At 65.4% G+C, this 22,554-nt stretch carries 20 protein-coding genes; 8 read left to right on the top strand and 12 right to left on the bottom strand.

The genetic code is table 11. The annotated features are described in order from the left end of the window. From C265_RS23420 to tssH, 5 genes are all read right to left on the bottom strand, one after another. Window positions 1-1,313 (bottom strand): type VI secretion system Vgr family protein (locus C265_RS23420; RefSeq protein WP_010811257.1); only part of this gene is annotated, 1,313 nt, incomplete at its 3' end. A 129-nt stretch (window positions 1,314-1,442) separates the two neighbouring features. Then, window positions 1,443-1,928: an Hcp family type VI secretion system effector gene (locus C265_RS23415; protein WP_010811256.1), complete on the bottom strand. Its 486-nt coding sequence runs from the start codon at window positions 1,926-1,928 to the stop codon at window positions 1,443-1,445. 128 nt (window positions 1,929-2,056) lie between these two features. Continuing rightward, complete coding sequence (gene tssC / locus C265_RS23410) at window positions 2,057-3,550, bottom strand: type VI secretion system contractile sheath large subunit (protein WP_010811255.1); 1,494 nt, start codon at window positions 3,548-3,550, stop codon at window positions 2,057-2,059. Window positions 3,551-3,599: 49 nt separating this feature from the next. After that, window positions 3,600-4,133, bottom strand: coding sequence for a type VI secretion system contractile sheath small subunit (tssB, locus tag C265_RS23405; RefSeq protein WP_010811254.1), 534 nt, complete (start codon window positions 4,131-4,133; stop codon window positions 3,600-3,602). Window positions 4,134-4,149: 16 nt separating this feature from the next. Further along, window positions 4,150-6,888 (bottom strand): type VI secretion system ATPase TssH, encoded by a 2,739-nt coding sequence (gene tssH / locus C265_RS23400; protein ID WP_010811253.1) that lies wholly within the window; start codon window positions 6,886-6,888, stop codon window positions 4,150-4,152. 454 nt (window positions 6,889-7,342) lie between these two features. On the opposite strand from tssH, the gene C265_RS23395 reads away from it, so the two are divergent. The 6 genes from C265_RS23395 to tssA are packed head-to-tail and all read left to right on the top strand — an operon-like array spanning window position 7,343 to window position 13,268. Beyond that, the gene (locus C265_RS23395) at window positions 7,343-7,945 is read left to right on the top strand and encodes a TagK domain-containing protein (RefSeq protein WP_010811252.1); all 603 of its coding nucleotides are present in this window, start codon (window positions 7,343-7,345) and stop codon (window positions 7,943-7,945) included. Further along, window positions 7,935-8,771, top strand: a complete 837-nt coding sequence (locus tag C265_RS23390) for a type VI secretion system accessory protein TagJ (protein WP_037025149.1) — start codon at window positions 7,935-7,937, stop codon at window positions 8,769-8,771. Before C265_RS23395 ends, C265_RS23390 begins: the two co-directional genes overlap by 11 nt. Next, window positions 8,764-9,285, top strand: coding sequence for a type VI secretion system baseplate subunit TssE (gene tssE / locus C265_RS23385; RefSeq protein WP_010811250.1), 522 nt, complete (start codon window positions 8,764-8,766; stop codon window positions 9,283-9,285). The genes C265_RS23390 and tssE overlap by 8 nt, the downstream gene beginning before the upstream one ends. 4 nt (window positions 9,286-9,289) lie before the next feature. Next, entirely contained in the window at window positions 9,290-11,170 is a 1,881-nt protein-coding gene (tssF, locus tag C265_RS23380) for a type VI secretion system baseplate subunit TssF (RefSeq protein ID WP_010811249.1), read from the top strand. 2 nt (window positions 11,171-11,172) lie between these two features. Continuing rightward, window positions 11,173-12,213: a type VI secretion system baseplate subunit TssG gene (gene tssG, locus C265_RS23375; RefSeq protein WP_037025147.1), complete on the top strand. Its 1,041-nt coding sequence runs from the start codon at window positions 11,173-11,175 to the stop codon at window positions 12,211-12,213. A gap of 2 nt (window positions 12,214-12,215) precedes the next feature. After that, window positions 12,216-13,268: a type VI secretion system protein TssA gene (gene tssA, locus C265_RS23370; RefSeq protein WP_010811247.1), complete on the top strand. Its 1,053-nt coding sequence runs from the start codon at window positions 12,216-12,218 to the stop codon at window positions 13,266-13,268. Window positions 13,269-13,286: 18 nt separating this feature from the next. Here the strand turns inward: tssA and C265_RS23365 are convergent, their stop codons facing one another. From C265_RS23365 to C265_RS23345, 5 genes are read right to left on the bottom strand one after another with little or no spacing between them, the layout of a single operon-like run. Further along, complete coding sequence (locus tag C265_RS23365) at window positions 13,287-13,511, bottom strand: formate dehydrogenase subunit delta (RefSeq protein ID WP_010811246.1); 225 nt, start codon at window positions 13,509-13,511, stop codon at window positions 13,287-13,289. Further along, window positions 13,508-14,374: a formate dehydrogenase accessory sulfurtransferase FdhD gene (gene fdhD / locus C265_RS23360; protein WP_010811245.1), complete on the bottom strand. Its 867-nt coding sequence runs from the start codon at window positions 14,372-14,374 to the stop codon at window positions 13,508-13,510. Before fdhD ends, C265_RS23365 begins: the two co-directional genes overlap by 4 nt. Window positions 14,375-14,389: 15 nt before the next feature. Then, window positions 14,390-17,269, bottom strand: coding sequence for a formate dehydrogenase subunit alpha (gene fdhF / locus C265_RS23355; protein WP_010811244.1), 2,880 nt, complete (start codon window positions 17,267-17,269; stop codon window positions 14,390-14,392). Between the two features lie 35 nt (window positions 17,270-17,304). Beyond that, window positions 17,305-18,867 carry an NADH-quinone oxidoreductase subunit NuoF gene (locus C265_RS23350; RefSeq protein ID WP_010811243.1) on the bottom strand — a complete coding sequence of 521 codons (1,563 nt, stop codon included), beginning with the start codon at window positions 18,865-18,867 and terminating at the stop codon, window positions 17,305-17,307. After that, window positions 18,864-19,394, bottom strand: coding sequence for a formate dehydrogenase subunit gamma (locus tag C265_RS23345; protein ID WP_010811242.1), 531 nt, complete (start codon window positions 19,392-19,394; stop codon window positions 18,864-18,866). Before C265_RS23345 ends, C265_RS23350 begins: the two co-directional genes overlap by 4 nt. A gap of 150 nt (window positions 19,395-19,544) precedes the next feature. Here C265_RS23345 and C265_RS23340 point away from each other — a divergent pair, with 150 nt between their 5' ends. Then, window positions 19,545-20,639, top strand: coding sequence for a substrate-binding domain-containing protein (locus C265_RS23340; protein ID WP_010811241.1), 1,095 nt, complete (start codon window positions 19,545-19,547; stop codon window positions 20,637-20,639). Here C265_RS23340 and fdxA read toward each other — a convergent pair. Next, the gene (fdxA, locus tag C265_RS23335) at window positions 20,636-20,965 is read right to left on the bottom strand and encodes a ferredoxin FdxA (RefSeq protein ID WP_010811240.1); all 330 of its coding nucleotides are present in this window, start codon (window positions 20,963-20,965) and stop codon (window positions 20,636-20,638) included. The genes C265_RS23340 and fdxA overlap by 4 nt on opposite strands. A 134-nt stretch (window positions 20,966-21,099) precedes the next feature. After that, window positions 21,100-21,567 carry a hemerythrin domain-containing protein gene (locus C265_RS23330; protein WP_010811239.1) on the bottom strand — a complete coding sequence of 156 codons (468 nt, stop codon included), beginning with the start codon at window positions 21,565-21,567 and terminating at the stop codon, window positions 21,100-21,102. A 288-nt stretch (window positions 21,568-21,855) separates the two neighbouring features. On the opposite strand from C265_RS23330, the gene C265_RS23325 reads away from it, so the two are divergent. Next, complete coding sequence (locus tag C265_RS23325) at window positions 21,856-22,551, top strand: recombinase family protein (RefSeq protein ID WP_010811238.1); 696 nt, start codon at window positions 21,856-21,858, stop codon at window positions 22,549-22,551. Window positions 22,552-22,554: the final 3 nt, after the last annotated feature.

Genomic DNA, 22,554 nt, shown 5'->3' with positions numbered 1-22,554 from the left:
GACGAGTTCTCGTCGTACTTCCCGTAGCGATCCCATTCGAATTGAATGATCACGTTGCCGTGATCGTTGCACCAGATCTCCTGGTTCTTCGGGCCGGTCACCACGGCCCGCTGCACACCGGCCACGTATGGCTTGCCGACCGTGCGCGGCGGGCGAAAGACTTCATCAGTGGGGTGCGCTTCAAACGCAACGCGGCACGAAAACTGTTGCCCGCTGCCGGATTCGCCGCCGACATCCTCCAGCTCCAGCGTCGCACCGATCACCAGATACTCGCGGTTCATCGCCGGGTTGCCGTGATTGCTCACTAGGTAGGTGCAGCCCGCCGCCACTCCGCGCAGCGCACCCACGCCACGCGCACGCCGGCCACGCGAGCGGCGCTCCTCCATGCGGATCCTCGCCCGCATCTCGCCCACCGCCGGATCGACATAGTCGCCCGGGTGCTCGTAGCGATCGAAGTCGGCGAAGCTGGTATTGCGCGGCTGGCTGTTGTCGGTGGTCAGATTCGCGCGCGGCTTGCGCGGATCGTAGTCGTTCAGCGTCACCTTGCCCGTGCGCAGCCGGTTGACCGGATCGAAGCGGACCAGATGTTCCTGGTCGATCTTGAAGCCACGCGGATAGAGTGGCAGCGTGCGATAGGCCTCGCTGGGAAACGCGCGGTACGCGCCCGACTCGGCGGCCAGGATCAGCCGATGGTGTCCGCCGTCATGCTCGAAGAAGTATGTAATGCCATACTCTTCGGTCAGGCGCTGGATGAAATGCGCATCGGTCTCGCCATGCTGCACCTCCCAGGCGAGCTTTGGATACACCGAGGTGTCGAGGCGCTTCTCCACCGAGAACGGGTAGTCCGCAAGCACCTCGTCAAGAATCTCGATCACCGTCTTCTTCTGGAAAGGCTTGAAGTCCGACGTCTGCGTCGCGAGCCACAGCCAGGGACGCAGCGTGAACCGGTACAAGCGATTCTCCGCAACGCCGCCGACATGCTCAATGTCGGAGATGACGCCGGTGATCTCGCGATGCCCAGCCCCCACCCCACCCAACAGGCCGGTGCCCATGCCATCGAGCTCGATGGTGACGGTCATCTCGCGCCCGATCACCGCATCGGGATCGGCCTCGGCAAGATACTGTTCCGCGGCAGGCGAGACTGCGCGCAGGTCTACCTTGTAGGTGAAGAGTTCGCTCAATCCCTCATGACCTGAGAGCTTCACGAACTCCAGCTGGGGCTGCCCCAACAGGTCGGGAATCGCCGCGCTGGAGACGCTGACGGTGCGATTCCGCCCAACGGCCAGGTTTTTCAGATTGTTTAGCGCACTCATGAGGTCATCTCTTTAACGGCCCTCAGAGTCGGGCCGTTGTCGTCCGCATGGATTCCGCATTCGGTCGGTGCCAGACTCCTTGGCCTCGCCAGCTTCAACACTGGTAGCCGGCGAGGCCAACCATGACAGTCAGGCTTCCTTATTGCCCTTGATGTCGTAGCCCGCGGTCACCGCACCACCGCTGCCGCCCTGGGCGTTCTGCACCACATACTCCTGCTTCACCCTGGAGAACGACAGCGCCACCTTCTCGCGCATGCGCACTTCGTCATCCACCGAGCCCTTGGGGCTCACCTTGGTGACGATCACGTCGGTCATGGTGAGCTTCAGGTATTCGAGCGGATTGCCGCCGGCCTTGCGCACCACCAGCACGGCCTCGTTGATGTGCTTGCCGGTCAGGCAGTACTTCATCAGGTTGGGCGAGGCGCGGTCGATGAAGTGCTCGAAGGACAGGTCCGACACGGTCGCCTTGCCGGCGCCGCCGCCGCTGCCCGCGTGCATGGTGGACTGCTGCTCGATGCTCCAGTCCCAGGCCAGCACTTCGACTTCGTTCTTGTGCGACGAATCCTGCGACTCGCCATCGATGCCATTGATCTTCAGGAAAATGTCCTGTGCCATTGCAAAACTCCTTGACGTTAAGACAGGTACTGCAGACAAGAGCCACAGCCAGGGCCGCGCCCCAATCAGGTCAGGGGCGCGATACCTCGGCGTGGAACTACCGGTACGTTTCAACGCCTGAGCGACGCTCAGGCGGCGTCCTTGACCGACGGCAGGCGCGCCACCAGCCGCAGCGAAACGGTCAGGCCCTCGAGCTGGAAGTGCGGACGCAGGAAGAACTTGGCGCTGTAGTAGCCGGGGTTGCCTTCCAGTTCCTCGACGACCACCTCGGCTGCAGCCAGCGGTCGGCGTGCCTTGGTCTCCTGCGACGAGTTGGCCGGGTCGGCATCAACGTAATTCATGATCCATTCGTTGAGCCAGCGCTGCATGTCCTCGCGTTCCTTGAAGGCGCCGATCTTGTCGCGCACGATGCACTTCAGGTAATGGGCAAAGCGCGAGCAGGCGAACAGGTACGGCAGGCGTGCCGACAGGTTGGCATTGGCGGTCGCATCAGCGTCGTAGTACTCGGCTGGCTTCTGCATCGACTGGGCACCGATAAAAGCTGCGTAGTCGGTGTTCTTGCGGTGCACCAGCGAGATAAAGCCGTTCTTCGACAGTTCGGCTTCACGGCGGTCCGAGATGGCGATTTCGGTCGGGCACTTTATGTCAATGCCGCCATCGTCGGTCGGGAAGGTGTGGCACGGCAGGTTCTCGACCACGCCGCCGCTTTCGACGCCGCGGATCAGCGTGCACCAGCCATAGAGCTTGAACGAACGGTTGATGTTGACCGCCATGGCGTAGGCGGCATTGCTCCACACGTACTTGCGGTGATCCGCACCGTCGGTGTCTTCCTCGAAGTCAAATTCATCGACCGGATTGGTCTTGATGCCGTAGGGAAGGCGCGACAGGAAACGCGGCATGGCGAGGCCGACATAGCGGGCATCTTCCGAGTTGCGCAGACTGTTCCACGGCGCGTATTCCAGGTTCTGGAATATCTTGGACAGATCGCGCGGATTGGCGAGTTCCTGCCACGAATCCATCTGCAGCACCGACGGCGAGGCGCCTGCAATGAACGGGGCGTGAGCCGCTGCCGAGATCTTGGCAAGCGAGCCAAGGAGTTCGACGTCGGGCGGTGTGTGATCGAAGTAGTAGTCGGCTACCAGGCAGCCGTAGGGTTCACCACCAAGCTGGCCGTACTCTTCTTCATAGATGCGCTTGAAGAACGGGCTTTGGTCCCAGCCGATGCCCTTGTAGCGGCGCAGGGTCCGGCGCAGCTCTTCCTTGGACACATCCATCACGCGGATGCGCAGCTTGTCGTCGGTTTCGGTGTTTGAGACCAGGTGGTGCAGGCCGCGCCAGGCGGACTCCAGCTTCTGGAAGTCATCATGGTGCAGGATCAGGTTGATCTGCTCGGAGAGCTTCTTGTCGATGGCGCCGATGATGGCTTCGATGCTCTTGTAGGCATCATCGCTCATGGTGAACGAGCTGGCGAGCGCCTGCTCGGCCAGGGTCTTGACGGCGAGGTCGACGGCCTCGCGGGCCTGTTCGGTCTTGGGCGAGAATTCGCGGCTGATCAGCGCGGCGAAGTCGGAATGGTCAGCGCTCGCGAGCGCTTGGTGTTGTGCTGGTTGGGCGGTGGCCATGGAATCCTTGCTTGATGAGGTGGTTCAGGAAGGCAAGTAGCCGATCCATTCAGGACTGCGGCGACTGAGGTTCGTCGTCGCCGGCCCTGGGCTTGGGCGCCTTGGCAAGCGACTGCAGCAGCGCGGGATCCTGCAGCAACTGGTTGATCAGCGATTCGGCGCCCGACTTGCCATCCATGTAGGTCTGCAGGTTGGCGAGCTGGGTGCGGGCTTCGAGCAATTGCCTGAGCGCATCGACCTTGCCGGCTACCGCCGCGGGCGAGAAATCCTCGATGCTCTCGAATGTCATGTCGACCATGAGCTGGCCGTCGCCGGACAGCGTGTTGGGCACCGCAAACGCCACGCGCGGCTTCATGGCCTTCATGCGCTCGTCGAAGTTGTCGATATCGATCTCAAGAAACTTGCGATCGGCAACCGCCGGCAGCGGCTCGGCCGGCCTGCCCGACAGGTCGGCCAGCACGCCCATCACGAAGGGCAGCTCGATACGCTTCTCCGAGCCATAGACTTCGACGTCGTACTCGATCTGCACGCGCGGCGCGCGGTTGCGCGCGATGAATTTCTGCGAACTGTTCACAACAGACATGGATCTCCCCTGCGGGTTACATGGACATGCCGGTCGGCGTCAAGCCGAGCCGGCCTCGGGTACACTCCGGCACAACGGCATCGTGGCCAGCGCGGTATTCGGTGTGGTAGGCGAGCCCGGCAGGCGCGCTGTCGGCGACGCGGATCGCGATCACGGCGAGCTCGCGCTTCTCGGACAGGGCCAACAGCCACAGGCGCGCCAGTTGCGGCTGGATGACCTGCTCAATGAAGCCGATCAGCTGCCGGGCGCCGGTCTCGCCGACCGGACAGCGCGCCACGATGAACTCGACCACCGGGTCGTCGTAAGTCAGCACAATGCCGTGCTGATGCTGCATGCGCACCGCCACGCGATCGAGATGCAGGCGCACGATGCGGCCCAGGTTTTCAGCCGCCAGCGGCAGATATGGCACGACTACCAGCCGCCCGAGGAACGCCGCCGGGAACACCTTGCGCAGCTCGGGCATCAGCGCGTCGCGCAGTGCAGCGGGCTCCGGCATCAGCGCCGGGTCTTCACAGAGATTCGCCAGCAGATCGGAGCCGGCATTGCTGGTGAGCAGCAGGATGGTGTTCCTGAAGTCGATATGGCGCCCCTCGCCATCCTCCATGTAGCCCTTGTCGAAGACCTGGTAGAAGACTTCGTGGATATCGGCATGGGCCTTCTCGACCTCGTCGAGCAACACCACGCTGTAGGGCCGGCGGCGCACCGCTTCGGTCAGTACGCCCCCTTCGCCGTAGCCGACATAACCCGGCGGCGCGCCCTTGAGCGTCGAGACGGTATGCGGCTCCTGGAATTCCGAGAGGTTGATGGTGATGAGGTTTTGCTCACCGCCGTACAGGGCGTCGGCCAACGCCAGCGCAGTCTCGGTCTTGCCAACGCCCGACGGGCCTGCCAGCAGGAAGACTCCGACCGGCTTGTTGGGGTCAGTCAGTTGTGCACGGGCGGTCGTGATGCGCTCCCCGAGCTGGGTTAGCGCATGGCCTTGCCCGATCACGCGTTCGCCAAGTGTCTGCGGCAGCTGCATCACGGTTGCCACCTCGTCCGCGACCATGCGCCCAACCGGGATACCGGTCCAGTCGGCAACGATTGCGGCGACCACGCGTTCATCCACTTCCGTGTACACAAGCGGCGCATCCGCTTGCGCGGCATGAAGATGGCCCTCGAGCTCATCCAGGGTTCGTCGCGCCGGCGCGGCCACAGTCGATTCATCCGACGCGGACTGCACCAGTGCGTATCGGCGGGCGACCAGGTCGGTCGCCAGACCGCGCACCCGGTCCCAGCGCGCCGAGGCCAAAGCCAGGTCGGCTTCGAACTGCTCGCGCCGAGCCCGTGCGAGCGCAATCCGCGCAGCGTCCGGCCGGCCAAAGCCGGCTTCCCGGGCCAATAGTGCGCACTCGGCGTCGGCCGCGGCGAGTTCGTGGCGCAGATGTTCGACTTCTGCCGGGGGCGCATGCAATGACAGGGCTACGCGCGCACAAGCGGTGTCGAGCAGGCTGATCGCCTTGTCGGGCAACTGCCGCGACGGGATAAAGCGATGCGATAGCCTGACGGCGGCGCGCACCCCCTCGTCGCGGATCAGTACCTGGTGATGCGCCTCGAACGTCCGGACCAGACCCCGCACCATGGCAACCGCCCTGGCTTCGTCCGGTTCCATGACCTGCAGGACCTGGAAGCGGCGGGTGAGCGCCGGGTCCTTCTCGATGTGGCGCTTGTATTCGCTCCAGGTGGTGGCGCCGATCGTGCGCAGTGTCCCACGCGCCAGCGCCGGCTTGAGCAGGTTCGCGGCATCGCCGGTGCCGGCCTGGCCACCGGCGCCAACCAGTGTGTGGACCTCATCGACGAACAGGATCACGGGCGTCGGGGATTTGGCAGCTTCCTCAAGCACGCCCTTCAACCGCGCTTCGAACTCGCCTTTCATGCTGGCGCCCGCTAGCAGCGCACCCACGTCGAGGCTCAGCAGCCTGATGTCCTTCAGGCTGGGCGGCACCTCACCCGCGGCAATGGCCTGTGCCAGCCCCTCGATGACGGCGGTCTTGCCGACACCCGCCTCTCCGGTCAGGAGCGGATTGTTCTGACGGCGGCGCAGCAGGATGTCCGTCATGGTGCGGATCTCATGCTCGCGACCGATCACCGGATCCAGCCGGCCCGCGCGTGCCTCCTCGGTCAGGTCGCGGCAGTACCTGCCCAGGGCGGGCTTGCCGGCACTGGCAGGTGCCGTCGCGCCACTGGCTTCACCCGGTGTGGCCGGCGCCAGGCCACTGCCGTCATAAGCCGCTTCACGGCTCTCAGGCGATTGCGCGATGAGCGCCGGTGCCATTTCCACCAGGTCATCGGGCCGCACCTTCGCGAACTGGCTTGAGATGCCCAGCACCGTACGGCGCAACTCCGGCGTCTTGAGCAGCGCAGCGAGCAGATAAGCGCCGCGCACGTGGTCATCGGAAAAAGCAAGCGTCGCATAGACCCACGCTCGCTCGATCGCCGACTCAAGCTGGAACGAAAAGTCACTGATCGAGGTGGCGCCGGCAGGCAACGCGGCCAGCGCGCGGGTCAGGTCGGCTTCAAGCACGGACAGGTCGGCGCCGGCATGGCGCAGCATCCGCTGCAGGTCGCCATCCGGGGCTTGCAGCAGTTGGTGGAGCCAATGCACAAGCTCCACGTACTGGTTGCCGCGGAGCTTGCAAAAGGCCGTCGCGCTTTCGATCGCCTTGAATAGCGTGAGATTGAGTCGGCCAAATAAAGCCTGACGCGAAATATCCATTCGATGCCTTTGCCGTTCGCCCCTTGGATAAGAGGACTACCATTGCACGGAGATTTTGTTATTTGGCTTTTTTAGGATATGACCAAAACAATACGCTAGCAAATGTCTCGTCCGCGACCAGGCCTCTGGCGCATCGGCACCCAAAATCGATATAACTCATTGATTTTATGTACTTTATTCACTCCATCGCGCGGTTATCACGTTTTCTTCTGGCCGACAATGACCCAACACCATGTCCCCATGGAATATTACAAATTTTGACAATCCATCCGAGATATACATAATTTTTATCCAATGTCCATAGGATCACCCTTAAATCTCTATGATCACTTTTTAATTCTGATTTTCCGGATATTAAATAGGAAAATTCCATCCCATTTAGAATTTCGTTACGCCGGGATTTTCGATTATCATCAGACGCTTTCGAAAACCAATAACCTCAGGTGGCCGGGCTATGAGCGACTGGCAGAACCGCACTGCGGAAATCCACGCCGTCAACGCCAGACTCGATGGCGACAGCAATGCGCCCTGGCCTTGGGATGCGCTCGGCGGGACGCAGCCAGACGGTGCCGATCCGTTCTCGCTGGTGAAGCCAGCCGGTGGTGCGGGGACAACGGCGGCGGCTGGCCCTGAGCCGGCCGACGTGCTCGATCAGCTCAAACGCGAGGCCGAGGCGGCGCTAAGGGACCCGAACTACGTCAGTGCACATGCCAGCTCCAATGCAGCGTCGACAGCTCCGATCCCGGCGGAGGGCGAACCGAAGCCGCTGCAAACGCTCGCGCGCGAAGCGAACCATGCCGATAGCTTGATGGACATGCTGGACACGGCAGGCCATATTGATTCGCTGATCGGCTCCCGGGAATCCCTGGAAGAGCACGAACTCTTTTCAACCCCGGCTGCGCCGGACGTGCTGTCGCTGTTCGCTGGCGACATTGCGCCCACGCGGCGCCGCGATGTCACGGCCCTGCTTACCCGTCGCGAACACCATCTGGTGTCGATGGACAGCGCCTACCGTCCCGCGCCGGCGCTGCCGCCTGATCCTGGCCATGACGCTTGAAGCGCACACCCCTCGTCAGGCACCCGGCACGGGGCTGTCATCAATCCTTCGCCGAAGCGGCTCGGTCAAAGGCGCGCTGGCCCAGACGGAGGCGCAGGTCCGCGAGGAACCTGGCTCTTTCGCTTTCCGTTGGCAGCTATTCCAGTGGCTCTGCGTGGTCGGTGACTGGTCCAGGGCCCTCAAGCAATTGCAGGTCGCCACGCAGCTTGCGCCCGGCTTCGCGCAAACCGCGCATGTGTACCGCGACCTGATCCGTGCGGAGGTGTTTCGTGGCGAGGTATTCGCCGGCCAGCGCACCCCCGGCTCGCTGCTGCCGGCGCCGGCGTGGGTGGCACAGCTCCACACGGCTCTGGCGGAAAACAAGGCCGGCGATCGCTCAGCCGCGGACGCCAGCCGGCACCTGGCCCTGTCGCAGGTACCAGCCTCAGCCGGCGCGCACGACGGCGTGCGCTTTGCCTGGATTACCGACACAGACACACGGCTGGGACCGACCTGCGAGATCGTGACCGCGGGGCGCTACGCCTGGCTGCCCTTTGCGCAGATGCGCAAGATCGAGTTGGGCAAGGCGTCCGGGTTGCCGGATCTGTTATGGCGCCCGGCCACGGTGACACTCGCCGACGGCGTGGTCAGCCGTGGCTTCCTGCCGGTGCGCTACCCAGGCTCCGAACAAGGCAGCGACGGGATTCGGCTGGCTCGCGAAACCAGCTGGAGTGAAGCGGGCGAGACAGGTGTCATCGGTTTCGGCCAGAAGACCTGGATGACAGACACGGGAGATGTCGCCATGCTGGATGTGACAACGCTCACCCTGGACGCGGAGCATGGCTGAACACCGCCCGCCGCGCCGCCCGAATTCGCAACTGCTGCCGACGTTGCTGGACCGGCTGCGCGACGACGCGCCCCAGCGCCAGACGGAAAGCGCGGACGAATACACCGTCACGCGTGCCCAGATGCGCGAGATCATCCAACGCGACCTCACCTATCTGCTCAACACCACCAATCGCGAGGATGAAATCGATCGCAAGCGCTATCCCGCTGCTGCCGCATCGACCATCAACTACGGCGTGTCCCCGGTCGCCGGCAGTTATCTGGCCGAACACAAGTGGAGCGATATCGTCACCATCGTCAGGCGTGCGATCCTGGACTTCGAACCCCGGCTCATCCCCGGCTCGCTGGAAGTGAAGCCGCTACTGAAAGAAGATGCGCCACAACGCTATAACACCCTGGTGTTCGAGATCAAAGGCCTGATCCATATGAACCCGTATCCGATGGCGTTCACTGCCCAAAGCTCGCTCGACCTGGAAACCAGCCGGATAAGTGTCCAATCGATCCACGCCAGCTGACACCATGGATCCGCAACTGCTCGATTACTACAATCGCGAGCTCGTCTATATGCGCGAGCTGGCCGGGGAATTCGCCAAACAGCACCCGAAGGTCGCGAAACGGCTGGGCATGCAGGGCATCGAGGTGGCCGACCCCTACGTCGAGCGCCTGATCGAGGCGTTCTGCTTCCTGTCAGCGCGTACCGAGATCAAGCTGGACGCAGAGTTCCCACGCTTCACCCAGCGGCTGCTGGAGGTGATCTACCCCAACTATGTGGCGCCGACGCCATCGATTGCGGTCGCGCAGTTCCGACCCAGCCAGAGCGAGGGCGATTTTGCGCATGGCGTGGAGGTTCCGCGCGGCACGGAGGTCAACGCGGCGGCGGCGCCTGGAGAGAAGACGGCCTGCCAGTTCAGGACCACGCAGCCGTTGACACTGTGGCCGGTTGAGATCACCGAAGCGCGGCTCACTGGCATTCCGCCCGATGTCAGGGGGCCGGAGCGCTATGTGCCCGCCCATGTGACAGTACAGGGTGCACTGCGGTTGCGCCTGCGCTGTACGCGAGGCGCGACCTTCGACCAGCTGCCCGGCCTGGACCACCTGCCGGTCTATCTGCGCGGCGATGACCTGATCGCCTCACAACTGTTCGAACTGTTGCACAGCGCCGGTGTGGCGACGCTGATCGGACAACCCGGGGCCATGAGCGAGCGCCCCTGCGCAGTGGCGCAGGATGCTGTCAGTTACGTGGGAATGGGACCGGGCGAAGGCGCGCTGCCTTTGCAGTGGAACAGCTTCCACGGGCACAACCTGTTGCATGAGTACTTCGCTTGCCCACAGCGCTTCTATTTCTTCGGCCTCAACAAGCTCGCTCAGGGCCTGAGCCGGATCCGCGGCAAGGAAGCCGAGATCGTCGTGCTGCTGTCAAAGCCGCCCCGGGATCTGACCAGCAAGGTCGACCGCGAACAGTTCGCGCTGTTTTGCACACCGGTGGTCAATCTGTTTCCAAAGCGCACCGATCGCATCGAGGTCACGCCGGGCCGCGCCGAGTTTCACCTGGTCGCCGACCGGCAGCATCCGCTTGACTACGAAATCCACACCGTCAGGCAGCTCTGCGCACAAAGGTCCGAGCACAGCGCAGGCATCGACTTCCAGCCGCTCTTTACCACCCTGAATAGTGATGAAGGCAACCACGGCCGCTACTTTTCCCTGCGGCGCGAGCGTCGGCTGATCTCTGAGCAGGCTCGCAAGTACGGCACACGCACGGCATACGTCGGCACCGAGCTGTTCGTGTCGCTGGTGGACCAGAACGAAGCTCCCTACCCGGACGCCTTGCGCTACCTGTCAGTGGAATCGCTGGTTACAAATCGCGATCTGCCCAATCTGGTACCGCGCAATGGCCGGCACGACCTGACCCCGGCAGCTTCCATCCCCGTGGACGGGATCGGCCTGATCCGCGCGCCGTCGGCACCACGGCCGCCCTATGCGGACGGAGAAATGGCCTGGCGCCTGATACGGCTGCTGGGCTTCAACTACTTGTCGCTGACCGACCTGGAGCATCGCTCAGGCGGCCAGGGCCTGCGTGACATGCTGCGGCTTTTCGTGGCGAACGACGACCTCGCGCACCAGGGGCAAATCCAGAGCCTGATCGGCGCGAACGTGAAGCCAGTCATGCGCCGGCTGCCAGGCAACGGGCCCTTGATCTACGGCCGCGGCATCCAGTGCCAGCTCACGGTGGACGAAGGCGGCTTCTCCGGCATCAGCCCATATCTGTTCGGCGTGGTGCTGGAGCATTTCCTGGCGCGCCACGTCTCGGTCAATGTCTTCACGCAAACCGAACTGCACTCCATGCAACGCGGCCTGGTGCATCGTTGGCCCGTGCGCATGGGCGGCCGCAGCGCCGTGTAGCCATGTTCAAAGGCAACGACGACAATGTGCCGCCCTCGCCGGCGGCGACGGCCGCGCCCGGAAACTATGCCGGCCAGGCGCCGTGGAAGCTGAGCTTCCTGGGGCTCCTGCGGCATCTGTCCGCCCGGCACCCTGACTTGCCCCCGATCGGGCAGGCAAGCCTGCCACGCGACGAGCCTTTCCGGGCTGGCCAGCAGGCCGCGCTCACCTTCGCGCCCCGGGAGATCGCGCAGGTGCAGCCGCTGGCCGGCCGGCTCAAGGTGCAATTGTTTGGCTTGGGTATGCTGGGGCCGAACGGGGCGCTGCCGATTCACCTGACGGAAGTTGTACGCGAGCGTAGCGAAGCACACCGGGACAACACCACCGCCGACTTCCTGGATCTTTTCCACCATCGCGCCTTCACGCAGTTCTACCGCGCGTGGGCAAGCGCCCAAGCCACCGCGGGCCTCGATCGGCGCGACTGCGAGGTGTTCTCCCGCTATGTCGGCTGGCTGGCGGGCAATGAAGCCGACGAAATCGCGCACAGCACCCTGCCGCCGCACGCCCGGCTCGCTGCGAGTGCGCACCAGGTGCGCGAAGCGCGCGATCCCGACGGCATCGCGGCCACGCTTTCTCACTTCTTTGGTGTGCCCGTCAGGCTTGAAGAGTATGTATTGCACTGGATCGCCGTCGATCCGGCCGAGCGCAGCCGCCTGGGACACCCGGGCGCCCCAGGCGTCATGGGGCAAGGCGCCATGCTTGGCGAAATGGTGCCGGACCGCCAACACAAGTTCCGCCTGGTGATCGGCCCGCTCGGGTTGCAGCAATACTTGAACTTCACGCCGAACGGCAGGGATCTTCCGACGCTCATCGAATGGGTGCGCGCCTTCGTCGGCTTCGAGTTCGTCTGGGAAGCCGAGCTGCAGGTGATCCCGGACTCGGCGCCGCCTGCCATCCTGGGCTCGCAGGAACGCCTGGGCTGGTCCACATGGCTGGGCGAACCGGATCGAAGCCGCGCCATCACCGGCATGGTGTTCGAGCCCGAACACTATGCAACACACTGACCATGAATGCCAAAGCCAAAGCCAAGGCCGTACCGGTGCCAAGACCTGACTTTCCCTTCCCGGAACTGCTGGAACCTGTCGCACCCGACAGGCCATGCGGTGACGACCTGGAGTACGACCCTGAGTTCGTCGTGCTGCTGGCCAAGGCGGCGCCGAAGCCCGACGCGCAGTACGGCAACTTCGTCAGCGAGCCCGAGGCCATCAACTGGGCGGATCTGGAGCGCGACTGCCGGCGCCTGCTGCTGCGCACGCGCGACATCCGCATCCTGGCGCTGCTGCTGCGCTGCCGTACCCGGCTAGGCCGGGCAAGCGGCCTGCGCGACGGACTCGCGGCCATGGCGCGGCTGCTGGCAAAATGGCCCGATGCCATCCATCCGCAGTTATGCGTCGATGGCGAAACCGATCCCGCGATGCGCGCCAATGCGCTCGCCGCGCTGACCGACCCGGAGGGGCTGATGCGGGACGTGCGGGAGTTGACGATCACAGGCAACGCGGCGCTCCGGCTGCAGATCCGGGATGTCGAGCGCTCGCTCGGCGTGCCGCGGCCCGCGGACGCCCTGGCGCCGGAATCGGTGCGGCAGCAAATGCAGGATCTGCGCCAGCAGAACAGCCCCGCCCTCACGGCACTCGACGAGGCCGCAGGCCAGGCAGCGGCCATTGACGGTTGGGCAAAAGCCAACCTCCGGCAGGACAGCCCCGACTTGAGCCCTCTGCTCAAGCTGCTTGGCATGATGACGAGCACTGTCGCGACCGCCCCGGCACCGCCGGTCGCTGCATCCACGGCCGCGCCAGTCGCTTCTCCTTCATGCGGCGATGCTGCCGGCGGTCTTTCCCCTGCCGCAACCGCCGTGCACTCAGGCGCCTGCAAACCGCGGGATCGCGATGCCGCCCTGGCCACCATCCGCACCGCGCGTCAATGGTTCGAGTTCCACGAACCCAGCAGCCCGGTGGCACTGCTGCTCAGGCAAGCCGAGCGGCTGACCGGCAAGCGCTTCGATGAAGTGTTCCAGGCGATCCCTGCGGATCTGGTGGAGCGCTGGGCGCAGGACACATAGCGGCAACCGGCCTGCAAGCTACTCCAGCATCGCCCGATGCCGCCCCAGCGCCTCGCGCACGATGTCCAGCAGCCCGCTCCCTGCCTCGGCATCCACATGCCCCAGCAAGGCCTTGCGCATGCGCGGCTCCCAAAACCGCTTGATATGCCCTGCAATATCAGAGACGGCCTCTTCCCGATCCGGCATGGCCTCGAAGAAGCTGCCGATCTGGTTGGCCATGGTGATGAGGTTGTCGATCTTCATGCCAGGCTCGCTTCGTGCTGCAGACGTTGGGGATGGGCATAGACCACGTGCGCGCCGGCGCGCACGAAGCCGGCCAGGGTGATGCTGGCTTGTTCGGCAAGCCGCACGGCCAGCGCCGTCGGTGCGGACACTGCGGCGAGCACGCCGGCGCCGATGGCGGCGGTCTTCAGCACCATTTCATAGCTGGCGCGGCTGGTCACCAGCACCGCGCCGCTGGAGATGTCCTCGCCGCTGCTGGCGAGCGCGCCCGCCAGCTTGTCCAGCGCGTTGTGGCGGCCCACGTCTTCACGCACCAGTGATACATGGCCATCGGCACGCAGCCATGCGGCAGCGTGCGTCGCACCCGTGTGTTGCTGCAGTTCCTGCCGCAGTTGCAGTTGCACGAACGCGGCCTGGATCACGTCGGTATGGAAGCTGGCATCGCTGCGCACCGGTGCCGGCAGGCGCATCACCTGTTCCAGCGATTCGGTGCCGCACAGCCCGCAGCCGGTGCGCCCGGCCAGCGAGCGGCGGCGGTCCTTGAGCCGCATGAAGGCTTCCGATGCGATCTCCAGCTGCACGGCGATGCCGTGCTCGCGCGTGTCGATCTCGATGTCATAGACGTCGCTGGCACGGGTAACGATGCCTTCGCTCAGGCTGAAGCCGAGTGCGAAGTCCTCCAGGTCGGCCGGCGTCGCCAGCATCACCGCGTGCGAGATGCCGTTGTACACCAGCGCGACCGGCACTTCCTCGGCCACTTCATCGGGGCTCAGCATCAGCTCGCCGCGGCGCCAGCGGCTGACGGCGAAGGTGCTGTGAGTGGGCGGCTCGGCGTCTCCGGCCGCGGCCGGATGCACCTCCGGTGACTGCATGCAGCGCATCATGGTGCGGCCCTCCGCTCAGCGTACGGCCTGCGCCGGGTCGGCGCTGGCGGCTTCCAGCAGTTGCAGCTGCTGGGCGTTGAACTCCTGGTACTCCCGCTGCCACGCCGACGGCTGCGCCACCGGCAGCACCTGCACCGCGGTCACCTTGTACTCCGGGCAGTTGGTGGCCCAGTCGGAGTTGTCGGTGGTGATCACGTTGGCGCCGGATTCCGGGAAGTGGAAGGTGGTGTAGACCACGCCCGGCTGCATGCGCTCGCTGACGATCGCGCGCAGCACCGTGTCGCCGGCACGGCTCTGCACCCCGACCCAGTCGCCGTCCTTGATGCCGCGCTCCTCGGCATCGTGCGGATGGATCTCGAGCCGGTCCTCGGCATGCCAGTAGACGTTGTCGGTACGGCGCGTCTGCGCGCCGACGTTGTATTGCGACAGGATGCGGCCGGTGGTCAGGATCAGCGGGAAGGCGCGCGTGATCTTCTCGGTGGTGGGCACGTACTTGGTGATGATGAACTTGCCCTTGCCGCGCACGAAGGTGTCGATATGCATGGTCGGCGTGCCTTCCGGCGCGTCGGCGTTGCACGGCCACTGGATGCTGCCGAGCTGGTCCAAGCGCTTGTAGCTGACACCGGCGAAGGTCGGCGTCAGGCGCGCGATCTCGTCCATGATCTCCGACGGATGCCTGTAGTCCATCGGGTAGCCCAGCGCATTGGCCAGCAGGATGGTGGCTTCCCAGTCGGCATAGCGCGCCTTGGGCGGCATCACCTTGCGCACGCGCGAGATGCGGCGCTCGGCGTTGGTGAAGGTGCCGTCCTTTTCCAGGAAGGACGAGCCCGGCAGGAACACGTGCGCGTACTTGGCGGTCTCGTTCAGGAAGATGTCCTGCACCACGATGCATTCCATCGATGACAGCGCCTCGGACACGTGCTGCGTGTTCGGGTCGGACTGGACAATGTCCTCGCCCTGGCAGTAGAGGCCCTTGAAGCTGCCGGCCAGCGCGGCTTCAAACATATTGGGGATGCGCAGGCCCGGCTCGGGGCTGATCTCGACATTCCACGCGGCTTCGAACAGACCGCGCGTGGTCGAGTCCGACACGTGGCGATAGCCCGGCAGCTCATGCGGGAACGAACCGATGTCGCACGAGCCCTGCACATTGTTCTGCCCGCGCAGCGGGTTCACACCCACGCCTTCGCGGCCGATATTGCCGGTGGCCATGGCGAGGTTGGCAATGCCCATCACGGTGGTTGAGCCTTGCGCATGCTCGGTCACGCCCAGGCCGTAGTAGATCGCAGCGTTGCCGCCGGTGGCATACAGGCGTGCGGCACCGCGCAGCTGTTCCGCCGGAATGCCGGTCACGCTTTCCATCGCCTCCGGCGAGTTCTCCGGCAGCGAGACGAAATCGCGCCATTGCTGGAAGGCGCGGTCCTCGCAGCGCTCGGCGATGAAAGCTTCGTTGAGCAGGCCTTCGGTGACGATCACGTGGGCCAGCGAGGTCACCAGCGCCACGTTGGTGCCCGGGCGCAGTTGCAGGTGATAGTCGGCACGGATATGCGGGGAGTCGACCAGGTCGATGCGGCGCGGATCGACCACGATCAGCCTGGCGCCGGCGCGCAGGCGCTTCTTCATGCGCGACGCAAAGACCGGGTGGCCGTCGGTCGGGTTGGCACCGATCACCATGATCACGTCGGCCTTCTCCACCGACTTGAAGGTCTGCGTGCCGGCCGATTCGCCCAGGGTCTGCTTCAGGCCGTAGCCGGTCGGCGAATGGCACACGCGCGCGCAGGTGTCGACGTTGTTGTTGCCGAAGGCTGCGCGCACCAGCTTCTGCACCAGGTAGCCCTCTTCATTGGTGCAGCGCGACGACACGATGCCGCCGATGGAGTCCTTGCCGTGCTCGGCCTGGATACGCTTGAACTGCGACGCGGCATAGTCGATCGCCTCTTCCCACGACACCTCGCGCCACGGATCGGTGATCTTGGCGCGGATCATCGGCTTGAGGATGCGGTCCTTGTGCGTGGCGTAGCCCCAGGCAAAGCGGCCCTTGACGCAGGCGTGGCCTTCATTGGCCTTGCCGTCCTTGTACGGCACCATGCGCACCACTTCATTGCCCTTCATCTCGGCCTTGAACGAACAGCCCACGCCGCAATAGGCACAGGTGGTCACGGTGCTGTGCGAGGGCTGGCCGAACTTGATCACCGAGGTCTCGGTCAGCGTCGCGGTCGGGCACGCCTGCACGCAGGCGCCGCACGAGACGCAGTCCGATTCCATGAACGACTGGCTGGTTCCGGGCGAGACGCGGGAATCGAAGCCGCGGCCGCTGATGGTCAGGGCGAAGGTGCCCTGCGTTTCCTCGCAGGCGCGCACGCAGCGGTTGCAGACGATGCACTTGGAGGGGTCGTAGGTGAAGTAAGGATTGGATTCGTCCTTCTTCATCTGCGTGTGGGTCGCGATCGGCGCAGCTTCCGGGCCGCCGTCGTTGTAGCGCACTTCACGCAGGCCGACCACGCCGGCCATGTCCTGCAGCTCGCAGTTGCCGTTGGTCGGGCAGGTCAGGCAATCGAGCGGGTGGTCGGAGATATACAGCTCCATCACGCCGCGGCGCAGGTCGGCCAGCTTGTCGCTCTGGGTCTTGACCTTCATGCCGGCTTCGACCGGCGTGGTGCACGATGCCGGATAGCCGCGGCGCCCTTCGATCTCGACCAGGCACAGCCGGCACGAGCCGAAGGCTTCGAGGCTGTCGGTGGCGCACAGCTTGGGGACGGCGATCTGCGCTTCCATCGCGGCGCGCATCACCGAGGTGCCGGCGGGCACGGTGACGCTGACGCCATCGACCTCCAGGGTGACCAGTTCGGTGGATGGGCTGGCGGGCGTGCCGAAATCGATCTCGTTGCGGGCGTTCATGGCGGTTTGTCTCCCGTGTCTCTGCTGGACCTGGCTCAGGCGGCCTTGGCTGGGTTGGAGGCGAGGCCGAAGTCCTCGGGGAATTCATTCAGCGCGGACAGCACCGGGTACGGGGTCATGCCGCCCATCGCGCACAGCGAGCCGTTGAGCATGGTGTCGCACAGGTCGCGCACCAGGGCCACGTGCTTGACCGGCTGCTCGCCGGCGATGATGCGGTCCATCGCTTCGACGCCGCGGGTCGAGCCGATCCGGCACGGGGTGCACTTGCCGCACGATTCGATCGCGCAGAACTCCATCGCGTAGCGGGCCTGCTTTGCCATGTCGACGGTTTCATCGAACACCACGATGCCGCCGTGGCCGACCACGCCGCCGAACGCGGCATAGGCTTCATAGTCCAGCGGCACGTCGAAGCGCGACTCGGGCAGGTAGGCGCCCAGCGGCCCGCCCACCTGCACCGCGCGGATGGCGCGGCCGCTGCGCGTGCCGCCGCCGTAGTCGACCAGCAGCTCGCGCAGCGTCACGCCGAACGCCATTTCCACCAGTCCGCCCTGCTTGATGTTGCCGGCAAGCTGGAACGGCAGCGTGCCGCGCGAACGGCCCATGCCGTAGTCGCGGTAGTACTGCGCGCCGCGCGCCAGGATCACCGGCACGGTGGCCAGCGAGATCACGTTGTTGATCACCGTGGGCTTGCCGAACAGCCCCTGCAGCGCCGGCAGCGGCGGCTTGGCGCGCACCACGCCGCGCCGTCCTTCCAGGCTTTCCAGCAGCGCGGTTTCCTCGCCGCAGACATAGGCGCCGGCGCCCTTGCGCACTTCGAGGTGGAAGCGCTTGCCGCTGCCGCGGATGTCGTCGCCGAGCCAGCCGGCGGCGTTGGCGATGCCGATCGCGCTTTCCAGCACGGCAATCGCGTGCGGGTATTCGGAACGGCAGTAGATGTAGCCCTGCTCCGCACCCACCGCAAGCGCGGCAATGGTCATGCCTTCGATCAGCATGAACGGGTCGTCTTCCATCACCATGCGATCGGAGAACGTGCCCGAGTCGCCCTCGTCGGCATTGCAGACGATGTACTTGACTGCGGACTGCGCGCCCAGCACGGTCTTCCACTTGATGCCGGTCGGGAACGCCGCGCCGCCGCGGCCGCGCAGGCCGGAGTCGGTGACCTCCTGCACGATCTCGGCGGGCTGCATCGCCAGCGCGCGCTCCAGGCCGGCAAAGCCCTCATGCGCGCGGTAGTCGTCCAGCGACAGCGGATCGGTGATGCCGACGCGGGCGAAGGTCAGGCGCTCCTGCTGCTTCAGGAAGGGGATCTCTTCGGTGACGCCCTGCGACAGCGCGTGCTCGCCGCCTTGCAGCAAGCCGGCGTCGAACAGCCCCGGCACGTCTGCGGCGCTGACCGGGCCATAGGCCACGCGGCCGGCTCCGGTCTGCACCTCGACCAGCGGCTCCAGCCAGAACATGCCGCGCGAGCCATTGCGCACAATGCGCACGTGCTCGTTGCGCGCCGCGGCTTCACGCGCGATGGCGCGGGCGACGTCGTCGGCGCCCAGTGCCAGCGCGGTGGAATCGCGCGGCACGAAGATGGTGGTGATCGTGATCATGCCTGTGCCTCCGCGGCTTCCGTGGTCTTTTCCGCGGACGATTCGCGCAGCGAGCGCACCAGCGCGTCGAAGCGCCTGGCATCGACATAGCCGTGCAGCTGCTCGCCGACCATCACGGCGGGGCCGCAGGCGCACTGGCCCAGGCAATAAACCGGCTCCAGCGTCACCTGCCCGTCCGCGGTGGTTTCATGAAAGCCACAGCCAAGTGCGCGCCGCGCATGCTCGGCCAGCGCTTCGGCGCCGACCGACTGGCAGGCTTCGGCGCGGCAGACCTGCACCACGTGGCGCCCGGCCGGCTGCTGGCGGAAATGGTGGTAGAAGGTGATCACGCCGTGCACCTCGGCGCGCGACAGGTTCAGCGCGCGGGCAATGACGGGCACGGCGGCGTCGGGGATATAGCCCTGTGTGTCCTGGATCTCATGCAGGATCGGCAGCAAGGCGCCCGGCATGTCCTGGCGCGCGGCCACGATGGCGGCGATGCGCGTGGCGTCGGCGGATGCCGGTGCGTGGGGGGAAATATCTGGCATAGCGTCTCCTGTGAGGCGTTGCGCAGATCGGCAGCGCGGCCTCTTATATGCTATTTTTTTCCTATTTACGGGCTGTGACGTCGCCGTTTTTTCCCGTTTGAAGGACTATATGAGAGTGACAGCGGCCCTTCAATAAGCTATTTTCTACATATGATTCGCATCTCGATCCACCCGCACCTGCAGATCCGGGACGACGCCAGCCCCGGTGGCGAGGCCCTGGACGTGTCCCGCCTGGTGGCCCTGCTCGGCCATATCGAGGAATCCGGCAGCATCAGCCACTCGGCGCAGGCGGTATCGCTGTCCTACCGCTACGCCTGGGGCATCCTGCGCGATGCCGAGGCGCTGTTCGGCGGCCCGCTGATCGACAAGACCCGCGGGCGCGGCAGCGCGCTGACGCCGCTGGCGCAGCAGTTGGTGTGGGCCAGCAAGCGGATCGGCGCGCGGCTGTCGCCGACGCTGGACAGCCTGGCGTCCGAGCTGGAGATCGAGTTGAAGAAGCTGATGGACCAGCCCGAAGCCACGGCGCGGCTGCATGCCAGCCACGGCTTCGCGGTGGCGGCGCTGCGCGACTTCCTCGACGAGCAGCAGGTGCGGCACGACCTGAAGTACTGCGGCAGCGTCGAGGCCGTGGCGGCGCTGGCCGAAGGCGCCTGCGATATCGCCGGCTTCCATGTGCCGGTGGGCGAGTTCGAGCACGGCATGTGGCGGCATTTCACCACCTGGCTCAAGCCGGACACCCACTGCCTGGTGCACCTGGCGGTGCGCAGCCAGGGACTGTTCGTGCGGCCGGACAACCCGCTTGGCATCCACACGCTGGAAGACCTGACCCGGCGCGAGGTGCGCTTCGTCAACCGCCAGGTGGGCTCGGGCACGCGCCTGCTGCTGGACCTGATGCTGGCCGCGCGCGGCATCGACACGGCCCGCATCGAGGGCTACAGCAACGGTGAATTCACCCACGCCGCGGTGGCCGCGTATATCGGCAGCGGCATGGCCGACGTGGGCTTTGGCGTGGAAACCGCGGCGCGGCGCTTCGGGCTGGCGTTCGTGCCGGTGATCAAGGAGCGCTACTTCTTTGCGATCGAGCGCGCCAAGCTGCGCAGCGCGGCACTGGCCGGCGCGGTGGACGCGCTTACCAGCGAAGCCTTCCGCCAGCGCGTCAATGCACTGCCCGGCTACGACGGCACGCTGACCGGCACCGTGCTGACGCTGGAAGAAGCGTTCCCGGATTACGCTGAGGCGCGCTAGCGCTCCAGCAACGAGAGGCGGTCAGGATGACCGGCCCATTGCTCATGGCCGGGGATCGGCCCCTTGGCCTTGAGCAACGGCAGCCAGTCAGCGCGCCGCGACAGTTCGGCATTGAGGGCAATGAAATGGCGCTGGTCCTCGGGCAGGTCATGCTCCGAGTAGATCGCGCCGACCGGGCACAGCGGCACGCACATCGAGCAATCGATGCACTGGTCGGGGTCGATGGCGAGGAAGTTGGGCCCTTCGTGGAAGCACGACATCGGGCAGACTTCGACGCAATCGGTATGGCGGCACTGGATGCAGGCATCCGTCACGACAAAGGTCATGGGGCAGTTGCGGTACGGCGGGTGATGACCGCGTGATGGTAACGCCCCGCCCGCGGGCGCGGGACGCGCCGCATTGTGCGACTCCTTCAAATCCGCTGAAGAGCCGCGCCCGGCCTGGCCCGGGCGCAGGCGCGTCAAGCGGTCTCGCGCATCAGTTCTTCCTTGCGCGCCGCCATGGCCTGTGCCACGTCGCGCAGGTTGACCTTTTCCTTGATCGCGTTCTTGAACAGCTCGCCCTCCTCTTCCTCGATATGGTGGGCAACGTATTCTGACAGCACCGTGTAGTTGGCCTCGAGCTTGTCGCCGGCCGGATCCTCCTCGATCGCAGCGATCAGGTCCTTCGCCACCTGGTGCTCGACCTCGGCCTCGTCCAGCAGGTCGTCGATCTCGTCGCTGACGCCGCGCAGCGCCGGATAGAAGATCTCCTCCTCGATGGTGGCGTGCACCGTGAGCTGGTGGCACACGTCCAGCGCGATCGCCTGCTTCTCGTCGCGATCTTCAGTGTCCTTGAACGCCTTGAACTGCTTCTTGACAGCGCGATGGTCGTCCATCAATGCGCCGAGGGCCTGGGCCTGGTCTGCGGGAATCTTCGACTTGTCCACGGCTTTCTCCTGGTGGGATTTGCCGGCGCTCCGGCTTTGCGCTGGGGAGAACGCAGATTCCGTGCCCGCCCCAGCGCAGGCAGCGCACCTGCCAGTCGTTGCAATTCCTGCGCGAAGCCTTGTAATTGTGCCCGCAGCGCCGCGTCGGTCGGACCAGGCTTGCCGCGGCTTCATTTGCCTGCATACCGTGCCTTGGGAGCCCCCTCACCTTTGCCCTGTGCAGGGCAAGCGCGGCATGAAATTTGCGGCGTGGCGCAGTAAGCCGAAACAGGAGTATCCCTGTCCGAAATGCAACCGATACCGGACGGCGCGTCCGCGCCGTTCATCACCACCATGCCGACCTCATTCCTCTACTCCAATTGTGCCGATGGCCAGCCGGCCATGATGGACGAATTACAAGCCGCGCGCGAGGCCGGCTATGGCGTAGATGCGCGCCATGCCTTCTGGGAAGAAGAGCCCGCGTCAGTGCCCGCGCTGCAGCGCCCGCGCCTGCGCGCGCTGCAGCACCAGGTGCAGCCGGCCGACTCGGTCGTGTCACTGCGGCTGTGCAGCCTGGGCTGGAGCGTGCCCGAGGTGCTGGCCACCATCCGGCGCTTCCGCCTGCTGGGGGTGGCGTTGTATTGCGTGCAGCTGTCCCGTGACGACCTGGCCAACACCACGCCGCCGGAGGCGGTCGAGGTGCTGCGTGCGGTCGCCGCGCTGGAAGGCGCCGCCCGCAGCGTGCGCGTGCGCGAGAGCCTGGCCGCGGCCAAGGCCATGGGACGTCAGGTGGGCCGCCCGCCCAAGCACACGCCTGAACAGCGCCATGCGATCCTGAACGCGCTGGCCGCGGGCAATTCAGTGAGCGAGACCGCGCGGCGCTTCAGCACTTCACGCCAGACCGTGCTGCGCATCCGCGCCGCCGAGCCAGGCGCCCAGCCCCATGCGGCATCCGCGGCCATGGCCGACGCTGAAGAATCGGCGACCGAAGCTGCCACCGGATGAGAC

It is taken from the genome of Cupriavidus sp. GA3-3 (assembly GCF_000389805.1).
Lineage (GTDB): Bacteria > Pseudomonadota > Gammaproteobacteria > Burkholderiales > Burkholderiaceae > Cupriavidus > Cupriavidus necator_D.
The sequence above is the reverse complement of the archived record's forward strand: the minus strand, read 5'-3'. Positions and strand labels throughout refer to the sequence as shown.

What these genes read in the sequence shown, in the direction of transcription:
- C265_RS23415 (WP_010811256.1), bottom strand. Translation starts at nt 1,928, where the DNA reads ATGGCACAGGACATTTTCCTGAAGATCAATGGCATCGATGGCGAGTCG.
- tssC (WP_010811255.1), bottom strand. Translation starts at nt 3,550, where the DNA reads ATGGCCACCGCCCAACCAGCACAACACCAAGCGCTCGCGAGCGCTGAC.
- tssB (WP_010811254.1), bottom strand. Translation starts at nt 4,133, where the DNA reads ATGTCTGTTGTGAACAGTTCGCAGAAATTCATCGCGCGCAACCGCGCG.
- tssH (WP_010811253.1), bottom strand. Translation starts at nt 6,888, where the DNA reads ATGGATATTTCGCGTCAGGCTTTATTTGGCCGACTCAATCTCACGCTA.
- C265_RS23395 (WP_010811252.1), top strand. Translation starts at nt 7,343, where the DNA reads ATGAGCGACTGGCAGAACCGCACTGCGGAAATCCACGCCGTCAACGCC.
- C265_RS23390 (WP_037025149.1), top strand. Translation starts at nt 7,935, where the DNA reads ATGACGCTTGAAGCGCACACCCCTCGTCAGGCACCCGGCACGGGGCTG.
- tssE (WP_010811250.1), top strand. Translation starts at nt 8,764, where the DNA reads ATGGCTGAACACCGCCCGCCGCGCCGCCCGAATTCGCAACTGCTGCCG.
- tssF (WP_010811249.1), top strand. Translation starts at nt 9,290, where the DNA reads ATGGATCCGCAACTGCTCGATTACTACAATCGCGAGCTCGTCTATATG.
- tssG (WP_037025147.1), top strand. Translation starts at nt 11,173, where the DNA reads ATGTTCAAAGGCAACGACGACAATGTGCCGCCCTCGCCGGCGGCGACG.
- tssA (WP_010811247.1), top strand. Translation starts at nt 12,216, where the DNA reads ATGAATGCCAAAGCCAAAGCCAAGGCCGTACCGGTGCCAAGACCTGAC.
- C265_RS23365 (WP_010811246.1), bottom strand. Translation starts at nt 13,511, where the DNA reads ATGAAGATCGACAACCTCATCACCATGGCCAACCAGATCGGCAGCTTC.
- fdhD (WP_010811245.1), bottom strand. Translation starts at nt 14,374, where the DNA reads ATGATGCGCTGCATGCAGTCACCGGAGGTGCATCCGGCCGCGGCCGGA.
- fdhF (WP_010811244.1), bottom strand. Translation starts at nt 17,269, where the DNA reads ATGAACGCCCGCAACGAGATCGATTTCGGCACGCCCGCCAGCCCATCC.
- C265_RS23350 (WP_010811243.1), bottom strand. Translation starts at nt 18,867, where the DNA reads ATGATCACGATCACCACCATCTTCGTGCCGCGCGATTCCACCGCGCTG.
- C265_RS23345 (WP_010811242.1), bottom strand. Translation starts at nt 19,394, where the DNA reads ATGCCAGATATTTCCCCCCACGCACCGGCATCCGCCGACGCCACGCGC.
- C265_RS23340 (WP_010811241.1), top strand. Translation starts at nt 19,545, where the DNA reads ATGATTCGCATCTCGATCCACCCGCACCTGCAGATCCGGGACGACGCC.
- fdxA (WP_010811240.1), bottom strand. Translation starts at nt 20,965, where the DNA reads ATGACCTTTGTCGTGACGGATGCCTGCATCCAGTGCCGCCATACCGAT.
- C265_RS23325 (WP_010811238.1), top strand. Translation starts at nt 21,856, where the DNA reads ATGCAACCGATACCGGACGGCGCGTCCGCGCCGTTCATCACCACCATG.